Consider the following 16,008-nt stretch of genomic DNA (forward strand, 5'->3'; position numbering starts at 1 on the left):
ATGCAGGTGCGGCAAGCGTGGTGGCGCGACCTTTCAGTACCGGCCCTCGTTGCCGGCTTCATTACTGTGCTGGTCGGCTTCGCCAGTTCGGCCGTCATCGTGTTCCAGGCTGCACAAGCCGTCGGTGCCAACCAGGCACAGATCGCCTCATGGATGTGGGCACTGGGACTGGGCATGGGTGTCACCTGCATCGGGCTGTCGCTGCGCTATCGCGTGCCGGTGGTGACCGCGTGGTCGACACCGGGCGCGGCGATGCTGGTGGTCGGTGCCGGTGGCGCCTCGCTCGCTGAAGCCACCGGTGCATTCCTGCTCGCCGCGGTGCTGGGCATGCTGGCAGGCTTCTCCGGCATCTTCGCCCGGTTGATGCAGCGGGTGCCGATGGCGCTGGCCGCCGGCATGCTGGCCGGGGTGCTGCTGCGCTTCGGTCTGGACGTGTTCGTGGCCATGAACACCCAACTGGTACTGGCGCTGGCAATGTTCGCCACCTGGCTGGCCGGACGCCGCCTGTTCCCGCGCTATGCGGTCATCGCCACCCTGCTGGTCGGCATCGCGGTCGCGGCCAGCCGTGGCCTGCTGCACGCACAGCAGGTGCAACTGCAGCTGGCGGTACCGCAATGGGTGATCCCATCCTTGTCCTGGACTGCGGTGGCCGGCATCGCCCTGCCCTTGTTCGTGGTCACCATGGCCTCGCAGAACATTCCGGGCGTGGCGGTGATGCGGGCCTCCGGCTACGACGCCCCGGTGTCTCCCCTGATCGGCTGGATCGGCGTGGTCAACACCCTGTTGGCGCCGTTCGGTGCGTACGCGCTGAACCTGGCGGCAATCACCGCAGCGATATGCATGGGCCGCGATGCCCATGAAGATCCGGCGCGGCGCTATACCGCCGCCATGGCCGCCGGGGCCTTCTATATCGTCATCGGGCTGTTCGGTGCGACCGTCGCCGCATTGTTCGCTGCGTTCCCGAAGGAGCTGGTGGCCTGCGTGGCCGGTATCGCCCTGTTCGGCACCATCGCCAACAGCCTGGCCAGTGCGCTGGCGGTAGAGCGGGACCGCGAGGCGGCACTGGTCACCTTCCTGGTTACCGCCTCGGGCGTCTCACTGGCCGGCATCGGCTCGGCGTTCTGGGGCCTGGTGGCCGGTGCGCTGTGCCTGCTGGTGCTGCGGCCCCGTCAGGGCCGCTGACCCACCCTACCCCGCCAATGCGGCGCCGACGGTGCTCAGTACCACCGCGATGATGATGGCGATCAGTGTGGCGACCACGCTGGTGCCGCCGCGCGCGGTCAGCTCGCTGCGCAGCCGTGCGTCATCGCCGCCGGTGACGGCTCGGGCCTGGGCGATCAGGCGCTGGCAGTGTGCCAGGTACCAGCTGTTGCCAAAGATGCCGGTGGTGATGCTGAGTGCGAAGGTGATGACCAGCGACAGGCCATCCGGCACGTCCAGCAAGGTCTCCACCACGCTGATCAGCAGCAGCAGGCCAGCCCACATCGCCGCCAGGCGGTACATCTTGCGGTACATCATCCAGATCAGGCCGAGCAGGAAGGCCGGCCAGTGCCAGGTGCCACTGCCCGTGGCAATGCCCTGATCCAGCCGCCAGCGCTGGCGATAGATCGGGAAGTTGCCGCCGACCACGCTGGCGTACAAGGCCATCTCGCCCTCCAGCCCGGCAGCCACTGCCCTATCCGGTACAGCGACCGGCGCACGATAGGGATCGGACGGATCGCCGACACTCGGCGCGATGCCCTCAACCGCAGGGGCTGCGTCGATATCCGGGGCCGGAGCCACCTCGATGGGCGTGGACGCCTGCTCCAGTTCCGACAACGGCCGCCATGAGGGCATGCCTTCGCACCAGAGCAGCGTGCGCGCCGTAACCGTCCCTTCCTGCTGCAGCTGGCGAAGACCGGCCAGATCCACCGGCCCACTGCTCTGCCTGCCATTGGCGTACCACCATTGTGCTTCCTGCATGTTTTCCGTCCTTGCTACCTGCATCGACAAACTGAAACCGCTGCCAGCGCCTACAGCGCGGTACTGGCCAGGGTCTGCACCAGCTGATGGCGCGCACCTGGCGCAAGGGTAATCTGCTCCGGGCCGGCGTTGGCCACTTCCAGGCAGACGTAATCGTGCCACCCATCGCCGACATCGGCCATCCTGGCTGCGGCCTCGGCGCCGGGATTCCAGGCCACCAGCGTCTGGCTGCCTTCGCTGCGGATCTCGATCCGCCGCTGCAGTACGGGATCACGCAGCACGTAATGGCCGCCGGCACCGGTATAGATGCGATCGCTGCGACCGGGATCACGCGGATCGCGCAATGACCACGGTCCCTGTTGCAGGCGCAGCTGCGCATAGTCCTCGTACTTGTCCAGGTACTGCAGGCCATCAAGGCCCTCGACCTCGACCCGGTTGGCATCGCCCACCCGGAAATAGCTGTGCAGGGCCTGGGTGAAGGTCACCGGCGAGGTTCCGGTGTTCTCGGTGACCAGCTGCTGGCGCAGCTGGCGGCCGATGCGCAGCTGCATCTGCAGGCGCAGGCCGGGATCGGCGCAGGGCGCAGGCGCCAACTGCAGCTCGACCTCACCATCATCGCTCTGGCTGGCCTGCAGAAGCTCCCAGCGCGCGGTACGTACCAGGCCATGCGCCGGTACATCGGCACTCTGGCCCTGACGGCCGAACCACGGCCAGCACACCGGGACGCCACCGCGGATGGGCGTGGGCAGCTCGGCGCGCGTGGGCGAAAGCCACAGCAGGTCGGGCTGCCCATCGGGGATGAACGACAACAGCTGGCCACCAAACACACTGACGACCGCCGTGGCGTTGGCGGTTCGCACCTGCCAGGCCTCCAGGCCGTGATACAGGACGGTGCTGATGTCCGGATTCAACTGCATGCGATGACGCTCCTTGAAGACCGCGGCGATGATGTCGCGGTCAACGTGCCGCCGGCAAGGCCTTCTGCCCAGCGGGTGCGATAGCGGCGGCTTCTTCCTGCAGCGTGCGCAGGATGCGCTGGCCGGCGCGGCCGTCCACCTCGCTCCAGCCCAGGCGCTGCTGCTCGGTCTGGATCGCGCGACGCGTGGCGGTACCGATCATGCCGTCGGCGGCACCGATGTCGTGGCCACGGGCCAGCAGCAGGGTCTGCAGCTGGCGGCGCTCATCGCGGCCCAGGCCCGGGTCATCGGTCGGCCAGGCGGTGGCCAACCCGTTGCCGCCACGCAATTGGTCAGCCAGCGTCGCGATCGCCAGCGCATAGCTTTCGGCGGCGTTGTAGCTGTAGATCGCGTCGTAGTTGCGGAACACCAGCAATGCCGGGCCCTTGTTGCCGGCCGGCAGCAACAGGGCGGCGCGCGCATCCGCCGGCAGGTTGACCGGAGCCAACGCGCTGCCATCCAGCGCGGTCACGCCCTGCGCACGCCAGTCGGCCAGGGCGCGACGCTGGGTGCGCCCCGCCTGGCTGGCGTTGAAGCCGGCAGGAACGCGAACTTCCATGCCCCACGGCTCTCCGCTGCGCCAGCCGGCGCGCTTGAGGTAGTTGGCGGTGGACGCCAGCGCATCGGGAATGCTGCCGACCAGATCGCGGCGGCCATCGCCATCACCGTCCACGGCGATGCGCGCATAGGTGCTGGGCATGAACTGCGTGTGCCCGAAGGCGCCGGCCCAGGAACCGGTGAGCCCCTGTGCCTGCAGTTCGCCGCGGTCGATCAGCTTGAGCAGCGCCAGCAGTTCACCGCGGAAGAAGGGTTGGCGACGGCCGGCGCAGGACAGCGTGGCCAGTGACTGCAGCAGCGGGCGCTTGCCGAACACGCGGCCGTAGTCGCTCTCCACGCCCCAGACTGCGACGATGGTGGCCGGATCGACGCCGTACTGCGCCGACACCCGATCGAGCAGGTCGCGGTGCTGCTGCAGCATGGCGCGACCATCAGCCACGCGCTGGCGATCGACCAGCGCGGCCAGGTAGTCCCAGATCGGCGTGGTGAATTCGGGCTGCGCATCGAGCAGGCCGAGCACGCTGGGGTCCGGGGTGAGCCCGGCGGTGATCTCATTGAAGCGGACGGCGCTGATGCCCTGGCTGGTGGCCGTGGCCTGCAGACCCGCCAGGCAGCGGCTGAAGGCCGGATCGACGCTGGCATTGGATGCTGCAGGCAGCACGGGGGGCGAGGCGAGAGCGGCCGCCAGGCCGAGCGTGGTCAGAATGGGCATGGCGTCCTCCGTGTTGCCGTTGCACGGCCATCTTAGGGGTAGCGGTACTGCTGAACCTGAAGGGGCACCGGCTGGCCGTCCGCCCTAGATGGCACGCAGCAGGCGCAGGCCGTAGGCGGGACTGTCGGCATTCCAGCGCTGCGTGACCTGCAGTCCCGCCTCCTGCAGCAGCGCCTCGAAGCTGTCGTCGGTGTACTTGTGGCTGTATTCGACGCGGATCGGTTCGTCGGCGGCAAAGTGGAAGGTCCGGCCATCCAGATGGACGTCCTGTGCCCGCTGGCTGACCAGATCGGTCTCGATGCGCAGCCGCGCGACGCTGTAGCGGGCACGATGACGGAAGCCATCGAGATCGAAGTCGCTGCCGATCTCGCGGTTGAGGCGCGCCAGCAGATTGAGGGTGAATGCGGCGGTGACGCCTTGCGCGTCGTTGTAGGCGGCCTCGATCATTGCCGGGTCCTTGTGCAGATCGATGCCGACCAGGGCCAGACCGTCGCGGCCCATCGTCTGGCGCATCGCGCGCAGCAGTGCGACCGCGTCTTCGCCTTCAAAGTTGCCCAGCGTGGAACCGGGGAAGAACAGCAGCCGTCGCGCAGGCTCACGTTCGGGCAGGGGCACGGCCACGGGACGGGTGAAGTCGGCACAGACCGGCAGCATCTCCACCTCAGGCAGCGCCGGTGCCAGATGGTCGATGCTGGACAGCAGCGCGGCACGCGAAATTTCAATCGGTGTGTAGGCCACCGGGTCGTGCAGGGCGGCCAGCAGCAGCGCTGTCTTGCGTCCGCTGCCGCTGCCCAGCTCCACCACGTGCAGGCGCGGGCCAGCGGTGCGGGCGATGTCCGGCAGCACGCGCGCCAGCAGGGCCAGCTCGGTGCGCGTGGGGTAGTACTCGGGGGTCTGCGTGATCTGCTCGAACAGGCGCGAGCCGCGTGCATCGTAGAAGTACTTGGACGGTAGCTGGCGGGGCGTGCGCGACAACCCGGCCACCACGTCAGCCAGGATCTGCTGGCGCCCGGGGGTGAGATCGGTCAATGCGTGCAGCGCGTCCTGCACCGTACTCATGCGAGGTCCCTGGCCAGGCGCAGCCCGGAGAACTGCCAGCGCGCCGGTGGCATGAAGAAGTTGCGGTAGCTGGCGCGCACATGGCCGCGGGGCGTCACGCAGCTGCCGCCGCGCAGTACCCATTGCCCGCACATGAACTTGCCGTTGTATTCACCGAGGTTGCCGGCGAAGGGTCGAAAACCGGGATAGGCACCGTAGGCACTGTGGGTCCATTCCCATACATCGCCGAACAGCTGTCGCAGTCCACGGCCCCGCGCTGCGTGCGGGTGCAGCCGATCGTCATCGGCGAAATGGCCCCGGAGCGGCTGCGACGCGGCAGCGGCCTCCCACTCGAACTCGCTGGGCAGGCGCGCGCCGGCCCAGCGGGCGCAGGCATCGGCCTCGTAGTAGCTGAGGTGGCAGACCGGCGCGTGCGGATCCAGTCCGCGCCAACCGCCCAGGGTGTACTCGCGCTGCAGGGTGTCATCCCAATACAGCGGATGCCGCCAGTCCTCGGCTTCACGCACTGCCCAGCCTTCACTGAGCCACCAGCGCGGCTCGCGGTAGCCGCCGGCGTCGATGAAGGCGCGGTACTCGGCATTGCTGACGGGACGCTCAGCGAGCGCATGCGCGGGGAGCAGCACGCGATGCGGCGGCGATTCGTTGTCGTAGGCGAACGCGGCGTGCTGCGGCCAGGCTGCGGCACCGACGGTGACGATGCGCTCGGGTGATTCGATCCAGCCCTGCGCACTGGCAGCGCTGGCGGCAGGCTGCAGGTCCTCGCGGTAGGCGGGCTGCAACGGGTTGCACCAGAACGCATGCTTGATGTCGGTGAGCAGCAGTTCCTGGTGCTGCTGTTCGTGCTGCAGGCCCAACTGCAGGTGCTGCAGTGCCTGCTCATCAAGGTCGCCTGCCGCCAGCCGCGATTGCACCTGTGCATCGACCTGCTGGCGGTAGTCGCGCACCTGCTGCAGCGATGGCCGCGACAGCAGCCCGCGCTGCGGCCGGCCATGCGCCGGACCGATGCTCTTGTAGTAGCTGTTGAACAGGTAATCCCAGGCCGGGTCATGCGCCGGTGCAGCAGCGAAGCCCGCCAGCACGAAGCGCTCGAAGAACCAGGTGGTGTGGGCCAGGTGCCATTTGCTCGGGCTGGCATCGGCCATGCTCTGCAGCATGGCGTCCTCGGCGCTGAGCGGCGCGGCCAGTTGCATGCTGCGCGCACGCACCCGTGCGAACTGGTGGGCGAGATCGTGCTGCGGGGCAGCGACGGCGGTGGGTACGCTGTCCATGTGGGCAGCATCGGCGCAGGACGGTGAGTGCGATGTCATGGTTCGGCGTCACTTTGTTCACATGGGTAAGCCCCCCCGCATTCAAGATGCAGGCACGCGCGCCGCTAACGGCAATGCTGCGGCCGCGTCGTCACCGCGCTGGAATTCCTGCTTGCCCCTGCATCCGCTCCGCCAGCCTGCGCACTACCTGTTCGTGCTGCCCGCCCTGCTGGTTGCCGTGGTGGTATGGACCGCATTGGATACCGCAGACGTGGCCAGCCCGGCGCAGCGCATCCTGCCCTGGCTGCTGGCCTGCCTCGGTGCCGGCCTGGCCCTGCTCTACCATCAGGTACGGTCGCTGTGCCTGCTGCTGGTGGTGGCGGTCATGTTCGCGCTGCTGCACCAGGATGTCGGCGGCTACCTGCGCAACGGTCATGTCGGCGCGCTGACACCCCTGCGCTTCCATGCCATCTCGGCGTGGCTGCCATTGCTGTTCGCCGGCCTGTCGTTGTGGCCGGAGCGCGGGCGGCGCCGCCACGACCTGCTGTTGCGCTCCGTCGCCAGCGGTACGGCGCTGCTGATCTTCCTGCTGCTGGCCACGCAGCAGCCGCGCGGCATGCACGATCTGCTGTCGAACCGTCACTGGGCGTGGATCCCGGCCGAGTGGAACGCGCTGGCGCAGCTGCCGGCGCTGCTGTTCCTGCTGGCCACGGCGGCGCTGGGCTGGCAGGCCTGGCGGCATCCGAGGCCGCTGCATACAGCAATGCTGCTGGCCCTGCTGTGCCTGTGGTGGATGCTGCCGAGGGTGTTCCTGCAGCCGGTGCTGCTGCCGGCGCTGAGCAGCGCCGCCCTGCTGCTGATGCTGGGCGCGATGCTGCAGGAGTCGTTCCACATGGCCTTCCGCGATGAGCTGACCGGCCTGCCCGGGCGCCGCGCGTTCAACGAGACCCTGCAGCGGGCACGCGGCACCTACAGCATCGCGATGGTGGACGTGGACCATTTCAAATCGTTCAACGATACCCATGGCCACGATACCGGCGACGACGTGCTGCGCCTGGTGGCCTCGCGGCTGGCGCGCGTGGGTGATGGTGGTCGTGCGTTCCGCTATGGCGGCGAGGAGTTCGCGGTGGTGTTCCTGGACCGCCCGGCGGCAGCCTGCATGGATGCCGTGGAGGCGCTGCGGCAGAGCATCGAGGAGACCCGCATGCAGCTGCGTGACCGCAGCACCCGCAGCCGCGACGATGACACCGGGCGCCAGCAGCGCGGGCGCGGCGGCAGCGGACAGGTAGTGCAGGTAACCGTAAGCATCGGTCTGGCCGACACCCGCGTCGGTCCGCGGCCGGCGGCCGTGGTCAAGGCCGCCGACCAGGCGCTGTATGTCGCCAAGGACGGCGGTCGCAACCAGGTGCGCGCGTATGCCGACCAGGATGTGCTGGCAGTACGCGGTGGCTGAAGCTCAGATCGCGTCGAGGTAGTACCAGCGGCCTTCGATGCGCAGGAAGCGGCTGTGCTCGGTCATCTTCACCGCGCTGCCGCCACCCACCCGGTAGCGCGCGGTGAACCGGACCTCAGCGCTGTCGGCGCCGGTGACGGTGTGCTCGTGCACGGTCAGGCCCAGCCAATACGTACGCTGACCGGGCGCATCATCCAGCGACAACTCGGCCGGACGCGTGTCCGGGTGCCAGCTCTGGCGCAGGTAGTCGGCCAGGCCCCGCACATAGGCGCTGTAGCGCGAACGCATCAGGCGCTCGGCATCCGGCGCGGCTTCACCGGCGTGGAAGCGGCCGCAGCAGGCGGCATAGTCGGCGGGCAGGCCGCAGGGACAGGGATCGGCAGGTTTTCGGCTCATGCGCGCATTGTCGCCGGGTTGCGCGGATTGATCCACGCGGGGCATGGGTCAGCTGGTGCAGGACAGGCGTATGCTGTCGCGCCCCCACTTTGATTGATCGCCGTGCTGGAACTGGTTCCCCCTGAGTTGTGGTGGCTGGTGGTGATCGCCTTCATCGCCGGCCTGGTCGATGCCGCCGTCGGTGGCGGTGGGCTGGTGCAGCTACCCGGCCTGTTCACGGTGCTGCCGCAGCAGACGCCGGCCATGCTGTTCGGTACCAACAAGTTCAGCTCGATGTTCGGCACCGGCGCTGCCGCCTGGCGTTACGCGCGCAACGTGCGCTTCCCGTGGAAGCCGGTGCTGTTCGCGGCCGGTACGGCCTTCATCTTCTCCTTCGCCGGGGCCACGGCGGTAAGCCTGCTGCCCAAGGACGCGGTGCGCCCACTGGTGCTGGTGCTGCTGATCGCGATGCTGGCCTACACACTGTGGAAGAAGGACTTCGGCGCGTTGCACCGGCCGCAGGAGATCGGCCGCCGCGAACTGGTGATCGCGTTGGCGATCGGTGCGGCGATCGGCTTCTACGACGGCTTCTTCGGGCCGGGCACTGGCAGCTTCCTGATCTTCCTGTTCGTACGCTTCTTCGGGCTGGATTTCCTGCGCGCGTCAGCGGCGTCGAAGGTGGTTAACCTGGCGACGAATGTGGCGGCGATCTCGTTCTTCGTGCCGACCGGCAACATCCTGTGGCTGTTCGCGCTGCCGATGGCAGCGGCCAACATCATCGGTTCGGTGGTGGGCACGCGCCTGGCGCTGAAGGGCGGCACGCCGTTCATCCGCAAGCTGTTCGTGGGGCTGGTGGTGGTGCTGATCGCGCGGATGGCGTGGGATACGTTCCGCGGTGCGTGAATGAACCTCACGACCCGGTAGGTGCCAACCTGGGCTGGCACGTGGGTTCCGGTCGCGAACAGCAGCCGAGCATGGCTCGGCTCTACAGGTGGATTGCCCGAGGCGCTCAGGCCTCGGCTTCTTCCGGTTCGTTGGCCTGCTGGCGGCTGCGCTCGGGCAGCTTCAGGCGCTTGCCTTCTTCGTCGTACTCGATCAACAGCACGCCGGAGTCGTGGCGGCCGCTGATCTCGACGAAGCAGGCGCCGCCGATGAACGGTTCCAGCGTCATCACCGACTTCAGCGGGGTGGCGACCACCATCTGGAAGCCGAAGTTGTCGAAGATGTTCATCGCCAGCGCGGTGAACTCGTTGTCGGCCTTGTCGAAGGCTTCGTCGAGCACAACCGCGGCGTAGCTGGGCAGCTGGCTGTCGGCACCACCGAGCTGGTAGCGCAGCGCGGCCGCCAGGCAGGTCGTGGCCAGCTTCTGGCGCTGGCCACCGGACTTGCCGGCGCCGCTGCGGTAGATCTCGACCTGCTGGCGCGTCTCCGCATCCAGCTCGACGCCGATGAACTCCACGTGCATGCGCACGTCCAGCACCAGCTCGCGCCAACGCTTGTCCTCGCCTTCCTGCGAGCCCAGGCGATTGACCAGCTGGCGCAGCACGGTGAACTGCGATTCGGCCAGCTCGCGCTGCTCGGTCTGCTGCTGCGACAGCACTTCGCGCAGCTGCAGGTGGAACTCGCCGACTTCCGGCAGGCGTCGGTCGTTCAGTTCGATGGTCAGCAGCGTGCCTCGGTTGAACGGCACCTGTTCCAGGCTGGCGTTCACTTCGTCCAGGCGCTGGCCGATCGACTTGCGGGCCTCGGCGCTGTGCCGCTGCAGGGCCAGCAGGTTGTTCTTGCTCTGGTTCTGCAGCAGATCGAAGAAGCGCTCTTCGTGCTGCGGCAGGCCATCGCGCTCCAGGCGTTCGAGGCGTGCGAGGAAGTCCTCGGCCGAGGCCACCGACACGGTGAAGTCGCCCGATTCCTCCGGCCACTGCTGGATGAAGCGACGGAAGCAGCCGATCAGCTGGTTCTCGATGCGGTTGAGGTCCTGCTGCGAGGAGGACAGCTGCTCGTTCAGCGCGTTGCTGACCTGGCGCATGTGCGCTTCCAGCGTTTCCAGGCTGAGCGGACCCTGCTCCTGCAGGCGCTCGGCGAGGCCGGCTTCCTGCTCCTGGGCCAGGCTCGGCAGCACCAGCGCACGGCTCTGCTGGCGTGCGCGGTCGAGGCGATCGCGCTCCTTGACCAGTTGGCCACGCTCGACGCGGACGTCTTCATAGGTGCGGCGCGACTGTTCGATGTCCGCGCGCACCGCATCGATCTGCTTGGCCAGCTTGGCGAGGTCGGCATTGCCTTCGCGCAGGTCGCGCAGCGTCGCTTCGATATCGCTGAGGCGCTGCTGCGGGGCGGCGATATCGATCTCATTCCAGCTGATGCTGACCAGCTCGTGGCAGGCCAGGCGGCGTTCGTTGTCGCGATCACGCTGGCCACGCAGGCGCGCGATGTCAGTCTCGCAGCCGGCGATGCGCTTGGCCAGTTCCTGTGCTTCACGCTCGAAGGCGCCGACCTTGTCGTGGTTGTTGAAGCCGAGAATCCAGCGACGGCGGTCACCCACCGCACTGCGGTCGTCCTTCTCGAAGCGGTCGCCCGGATGCTTGACCTGGCCTTCGCGGGTGATGCCGCGATCGACGTTGCGCAGCTGCTTGGCATCGACGCACTCGTAGTCGAAGCGCTTGCCAAGCTCACGGCGCAGCCAGCTTTCGAACACGTGCTCGCGCAGTTCCAGCTTGTGCAGCAGCGACTTCGCCGACGGCTCGCGCGCGAACGCATCATCGTTGCGGCGCACGCGGTAGTAGGTGAAGCGCATGCCCAGGTGGGTGCGGTTCACCCACTCGGCGACGTCGTTGTAATGCTTGTCATCGACCAGCAGCGACAGCGCGAAACCGCCCAGCACGCGCTCGATGGCACCCTGCCAGCCCTGCTCTTCGGAACGGACCTGGATCAGTTCGCCAACGAACGGCAGCGCTGCTTCGGCGATGCCCGTTTCCTCGGCCAGGCGCGCGCGCAGCTTCTGCATCGGCGCAGGGATGTTGGACGGCGTGCGCTGCATCGCTTCGAGTTCCGCACGGACTTCGCCGAAGCGGCGCTCGTCATCGCGCTTGCCACCCAGGCGATCGCTGATCGCGTCGTCCAGCGCCGAAGAGGCACGCTGGCGGTCCTGCAGCTCGTTCTGCGCGCGCTCGACCAGCTCGGCGAAGCCGTGGGCGTCGTCCGGCAGTTCGGCCTGCAGCTGCTGCGCCGCCTGGCGTGCCTGCTCGCGCTTGGCCTGGCGGCGGTCGCGCTCGGCTTCAGCACGGCCCTGCTCGCGTTCCAGTTCCTCGATGCGCTCACCGCCCTGCTGGCGGCGCTGCAGTTCCAGCTCGGCCAGGCGCTCGGTGTGGTTGTCGAGTGCAGCACGGCGCTGGGCTTCTTCGCCAAGCAGGCCACGGTCACGCACGTCCATCTCGCGCAGGCGCGCTTCGATCAGCGCCTGGCGGCGGCTTTCGCGGAAGCTGTCGACGCCGAGCTTCAGCGCTTCGTCGTCGCCACGCTGGCGATGCATTTCCTTCAGGTCGTTGTAGTAGGCGCGTGCCGGCAGCAGGGTTTCCACCTGGCGGCGCGCGGTGACCACCGCCTGGTGCGCGCCATCGAGCTCGGCAAAGTCGCTGACCAGGCGCTCGGCGGCGTCGAAGGTCTTCGGCGTGTCGAGCATGAAGTCGCGCAGGAAGACATTGAGGTCGCCCAGGTTCTTCGCCGACTGCGTCTTGTGCAGCAGGCGCAGCGCCATCTCGTTGTCGATGCCGAGCAGGTCGCGGAAGCGCTCGGCGTAACCGGAGAAGGTGTCGAAGTGGTGCAGGTCGGACAGCTTCTGCTTGAGCTTGCGCAGGTCCAGGTCGAAACCACCAAGATCCTTGGCGATGTCGAACGGGCGCTCGGCGATCATGTAGTGCTTGCGCACATCGCCAGCCGAGGTGCCGTTGCCGGAGATCCACAGCAGGCGCACCAGGCTGACCACGCGGCCATCGCCGGCGCGGTATTCCAGCACCAGCGCGGTCCAGGTGGCGCCCTTGCGCAGGTACTGGGTGGCGATTTCGCCGGTGCCGCTGTCCTGCTGGTCGGCCCACGCGCCACGCACGTAGGACACCAGGTTGCGGTCGCGGCCACTGCGTTCGGCTTCACGCGCGGCGGCGTTGAAGTCGACGATGGCCGGCGGCGTCAGCAGCGCGGACATGGCATCGAGCAGGGTCGACTTGCCCGAGCCGGAACGGCCGACGAACAGGAAGCCGCGCTCGGCGATCGGTACTTCGGTCAGGCCGTTGAAGGTACCCCAGTTGTGCACCTGCAGGCGGCGCATGCGGAACTGCTGCAGGCGTGGGTCCGGCAGGCCTTCGTTGAACAGGGCGGGAGTGTGCTTGGAGATAGCCATGCGATGGTCGGGTCTCTCAGGCCTCGGCGGCCGGGGTTTCGCGCAGCTGGCGGTAGACCGCCGAGAGCTGGGACACGTCTTCGGCGGAGAACAGCAGCTTCAGCGCCGGCGAGACTTCGTGGCGGTCTTCCTGGCCGCTGAGGCGGGTCAGGATGTGGTTGTCCTTCATCTTCTGCACCGCCGAAGCGACACGGCGGTTGAAGCCGGCGCGGTCGGTGGACAGGTTCTTTTCGTAGATGGCCAACGCTTCGGCCATCTCGGCATCGGCGACCACCGCGCGGTTGCCGCGCGCATCGGCCTCGGCCAGCTGCTGGCGCAGGTACAGCAGCAGCACCGAGTCGATGAAGGTCAGCGGCGAGGTGCGCAGCAGCACCGGCGCGTCGACGTCTTCGGTATCCGCCTGGCGGGTGAACGCCACGCCGCTGTCACGGTCGAGCACCAGTTCCAGGAACAGGTCCGCCAGCGACGAGCGGATGGCCGCTTCGCTGCGGATCAGCGCCGGCCACAGCTTGGCGTGGCGCAGCTGGTCGATGCTGGGGCCGATCAGCAGCTGGCACAGCGCGCGGCGCGCATCCAGCGGCAGGCGCCCGGTATCGCCGAGGTAATACACGTCGTTGCCACGGCGGGGCTGCGCCACGGCCGCCACCGGCTCGGCCTCGTAGGCGTCTTCCGCCACGTCGGCCTGCGGTGCGTCGATGGGATCTTCATGCCAGCTCATGGCGTCTCTCCTGGGTGAACCAAACCAGCGGGATGCGGGCGCGACGGATCTGGCCGTCGCCACCACGCCATTGCGCAAGCTCCTGCTCGCCGGCGACCACGTTGCCGAAGCGCGTGCCCAGCGACAGGTAGCCGATGACGCTGCCGAGGCCCTGCGGCGCTTCGCGCTGCGACAGGGCCTGGGCGATGCTGAGCCGCGGCTGTGCATCGAGCAGGTCGTGCAGGTCGCGGCGCAGGGTACGGAAATCGATTTCGGACGAAGCGACCAGATCACCGACGCTTTCCAGGCTGATGGCCGCGGCGTCGTTGTACTCGACATTGCCATCGACCTGGGCACTGCGCGGATCGTGCAGCCTCCACTGCGACCACGAGCGCAGGCGGCTGGTGGTCAACTGCAGGTCACGGCCGATGCCACGCTGTGCGGGGAATTCGTCGCGCAGAGCCAGTGCTTCGGACTGCGCCTGCTTCAGCAGCTGGTTGAGGCGACGCTGTTCCAGGTAGCCACGGCTCTGCACGAAGCCGCGCAGGCTGCGCGCGAAGTTCTGCAGCACGTCGTGCACCTGGCCACCGCGCTCGAGCATGGTGCTGGTGAAGCTGCGCAGGAAGTTGCGTTCGTTGCGGTCCAGGCGGCGCGCAAAGCCACGCGCCAGCACCGCTTCCAGCGCGGCATCGAGCTGGGCGCTCTGCTCGGCGTCGTTGAGCAGGCGCCAGAACGCCTGGAAACTGCGCCCGGCGTCACTTTCGCCGATGACATCCACGCCTTCGAACAGCTGCGACAACACGTCGCCGCGCTCGCCCTCGTCGTCGATGATGCGTTCGCGGAAATCGCGATTGAGCTGCTCGAAGTCATCGCGCACACGGCGGAAGTCCTCGGTCAGCTCGTCGGCCAGGCCGATGATCTGGCGGGTGCGTTCCAGCGCGCGCTTGCCGTCCAGCGCAACCACGCGGCCAGTGCCGACCCGGGCGATTTCGGCATCGATGCGGTCGCGCTCGTCGTGCAGCGCGGACAGGCGCGCATCAGGATCGGCTTCGGTCTGCGCAGCCAGCGCCGAGAGCTGCTCAATGACCAGCGCCAGGCGGCTTTCGGTGGCGGCCACGCGGGCCTGCTCGAGGCCGTCGGCGAAACGGATCGCCTGCAGTGCGGCGGTGGACAGCTCGTACTGCTCCTGGTCGGCGCCTTCGGGCAAACGGCGTTCCAGCCAGCCCTGGGCCAGCCAGTGCGCGATGTAGGCCTGCGCGGTACGCGGCAGCTCGCGCGAGAGTTCATCGCCGGCCAGCTGGTCCAGCGCGCGCTGCAGGCGCTCGTTGAGCACCGACGAAGGCAACGTGCGCTCGCCGTCCATCAGCAGGCCCTGCAGCAGGCCGATGATTTCCGGGGCGTGGTCGGCGGCAAGCAGCTTCCACTGGGGCTGTTCGCGCAGGTGGCGGTAACGGGCAATGCGTTCGCGATGCTTCATGCAGCGAAAGAAGTCTGTAGGGCTGACAGGGACGAGCCGCCATGCACGGCTGCCGCGGGGGCAGCCGTGGGCATGCCGGCCGCCAGGGGCCGGCGCGGTGCGGGCAAGCGGCTCAGCGCTTGCCGCCCACTTCGATGAAGCGCAGGAACTCGGCGCGGGTGCGCGCGTCGTCGCGGAAGCTGCCCAGCATCTTGGAGGTGACCATGCTGACGCCGCGCTTGTGGATGCCGCGCGTGGTCATGCACTCGTGGGCGCCTTCGACGACCACGCCGACGCCGATCGGCTGCAGCACATCCTGGATGCACTGGGCGATCTGCGCGGTCATCTTTTCCTGCACCTGGAAACGACGGGCGTAGGCTTCGACGACGCGGGCCAGCTTGCTGATGCCCACCACCTTGCCGGCCGGCAGGTAGCCGACGTGCACGCGGCCGATGATCGGCGCCATGTGGTGCTCGCAGTGGCTTTCGTACTCGATGTCCCGCAGGACGATCAGTTCGTCGTAGCCGGCCACTTCCTCGAAGGTCCGCTCCATGTAGGCGCGCGGGTCGTCGCGGTAACCGCTGAACCAGTCGCCATAGGCTTCGGCGACACGGCGGGGGGTATCCAGCAGGCCTTCACGGGACGGGTCCTCACCGGCCCAGCGCAGCAGGGTGCGCACGGCATCCTCGGCCTGGTCCTGGGTCACGTCGCCCTGCGGGGCGGCCTTTTCGTTGTTCTTGCTCATTGCGTACAGCGTCCCGAACGGGGGGCGAGCATCGTACCCGACCGGGGGGTGGGTCGTCCTGTTGGGACGGTTCATCGGGGGTCTCTTGCAGCGCCTCGTTGCAGCTGAGCGAGAGGGGGAGGGGCAGGCCAGGCAGGACACGCCGCAAGTACGTCCCTGTAGGCTCGGCCACGGCATCCATGCCGTGGACGGTCCTGCCCGGCCTGCCCTTCCCCCTCTCCGACAATTTCCTGCGGGCGCGGCCGGACCGCCCGAAAGCGGGGTCAAAAGCGGGGGTTCATGGCCTCGGAGGCGGCCCGCCGCCGCCCTGGTGGGTGCGGACCGTTGGTCCGCACTGCTTCCGCTCTTGCTTCTAAGAGCCAACCCACCGCGCTCGCGGGGTGTTGGGCGGGCAGCGG

At 68.2% G+C, this 16,008-nt stretch carries 13 protein-coding genes; 3 read left to right on the forward strand and 10 right to left on the reverse strand.

All coding sequences use genetic code 11. The annotated features are described in order from the left end of the window. Window positions 1-1,182: benzoate/H(+) symporter BenE family transporter (locus tag N5D20_RS24025; protein ID WP_279915237.1), on the forward strand; the 1,182-nt coding region annotated here is incomplete at its 5' end. A gap of 6 nt (window positions 1,183-1,188) precedes the next feature. Here the strand turns inward: N5D20_RS24025 and N5D20_RS24030 are convergent. The 5 genes from N5D20_RS24030 to egtB all read right to left on the reverse strand — a co-directional run bounded on the left by N5D20_RS24030 (window position 1,189) and on the right by egtB (window position 6,515). Continuing rightward, window positions 1,189-1,962 (reverse strand): GYF domain-containing protein, encoded by a 774-nt coding sequence (locus N5D20_RS24030; RefSeq protein ID WP_049435549.1) that lies wholly within the window; start codon window positions 1,960-1,962, stop codon window positions 1,189-1,191. A gap of 50 nt (window positions 1,963-2,012) precedes the next feature. After that, a complete protein-coding gene (locus tag N5D20_RS24035) occupies window positions 2,013-2,879 on the reverse strand; it encodes a D-hexose-6-phosphate mutarotase (RefSeq protein WP_197579247.1) in 867 nt (288 codons plus the stop codon). 40 nt (window positions 2,880-2,919) lie between these two features. Further along, a complete protein-coding gene (locus tag N5D20_RS24040; RefSeq protein WP_197579248.1) occupies window positions 2,920-4,188 on the reverse strand; it encodes a lytic murein transglycosylase in 1,269 nt (422 codons plus the stop codon). Between the two features lie 84 nt (window positions 4,189-4,272). Then, on the reverse strand, window positions 4,273-5,247 hold the full coding sequence (gene egtD / locus N5D20_RS24045; RefSeq protein WP_054172856.1) for an L-histidine N(alpha)-methyltransferase: 975 nt from the start codon (window positions 5,245-5,247) through the stop codon (window positions 4,273-4,275). Continuing rightward, the gene (gene egtB / locus N5D20_RS24050) at window positions 5,244-6,515 is read right to left on the reverse strand and encodes an ergothioneine biosynthesis protein EgtB (protein WP_197579249.1); all 1,272 of its coding nucleotides are present in this window, start codon (window positions 6,513-6,515) and stop codon (window positions 5,244-5,246) included. Before egtB ends, egtD begins: the two co-directional genes overlap by 4 nt. 151 nt (window positions 6,516-6,666) lie before the next feature. Here egtB and N5D20_RS24055 point away from each other — a divergent pair, with 151 nt between their 5' ends. After that, complete coding sequence (locus N5D20_RS24055; RefSeq protein WP_054172858.1) at window positions 6,667-7,947, forward strand: GGDEF domain-containing protein; 1,281 nt, start codon at window positions 6,667-6,669, stop codon at window positions 7,945-7,947. Between the two features lie 3 nt (window positions 7,948-7,950). On the opposite strand, the gene N5D20_RS24060 is transcribed toward N5D20_RS24055, so the two are convergent. Beyond that, a complete protein-coding gene (locus tag N5D20_RS24060) occupies window positions 7,951-8,343 on the reverse strand; it encodes a YchJ family protein (protein WP_043403033.1) in 393 nt (130 codons plus the stop codon). A 102-nt stretch (window positions 8,344-8,445) separates the two neighbouring features. Between N5D20_RS24060 and N5D20_RS24065 the strand changes: the two genes are divergently transcribed. Further along, window positions 8,446-9,225 (forward strand): TSUP family transporter, encoded by a 780-nt coding sequence (locus N5D20_RS24065; RefSeq protein ID WP_014039007.1) that lies wholly within the window; start codon window positions 8,446-8,448, stop codon window positions 9,223-9,225. Window positions 9,226-9,331: 106 nt separating this feature from the next. Here the strand turns inward: N5D20_RS24065 and N5D20_RS24070 are convergent, their stop codons facing one another. From N5D20_RS24070 to folE, 4 genes are all read right to left on the reverse strand, one after another. Then, window positions 9,332-12,712, reverse strand: coding sequence for an SbcC/MukB-like Walker B domain-containing protein (locus tag N5D20_RS24070; protein ID WP_054172860.1), 3,381 nt, complete (start codon window positions 12,710-12,712; stop codon window positions 9,332-9,334). A 16-nt stretch (window positions 12,713-12,728) separates the two neighbouring features. Then, a complete protein-coding gene (locus tag N5D20_RS24075) occupies window positions 12,729-13,430 on the reverse strand; it encodes a DUF4194 domain-containing protein (protein WP_005421303.1) in 702 nt (233 codons plus the stop codon). Next, window positions 13,417-14,886 carry a DUF3375 domain-containing protein gene (locus tag N5D20_RS24080; protein ID WP_010487509.1) on the reverse strand — a complete coding sequence of 490 codons (1,470 nt, stop codon included), beginning with the start codon at window positions 14,884-14,886 and terminating at the stop codon, window positions 13,417-13,419. Before N5D20_RS24080 ends, N5D20_RS24075 begins: the two co-directional genes overlap by 14 nt. 112 nt (window positions 14,887-14,998) lie before the next feature. Beyond that, window positions 14,999-15,610 (reverse strand): GTP cyclohydrolase I FolE, encoded by a 612-nt coding sequence (gene folE / locus N5D20_RS24085; protein WP_004141296.1) that lies wholly within the window; start codon window positions 15,608-15,610, stop codon window positions 14,999-15,001. Window positions 15,611-16,008: the final 398 nt, after the last annotated feature.

The sequence above is a fragment of the Stenotrophomonas sp. GD03877 genome, from assembly GCF_029840555.1.
Taxonomy (GTDB): domain Bacteria; phylum Pseudomonadota; class Gammaproteobacteria; order Xanthomonadales; family Xanthomonadaceae; genus Stenotrophomonas; species Stenotrophomonas geniculata.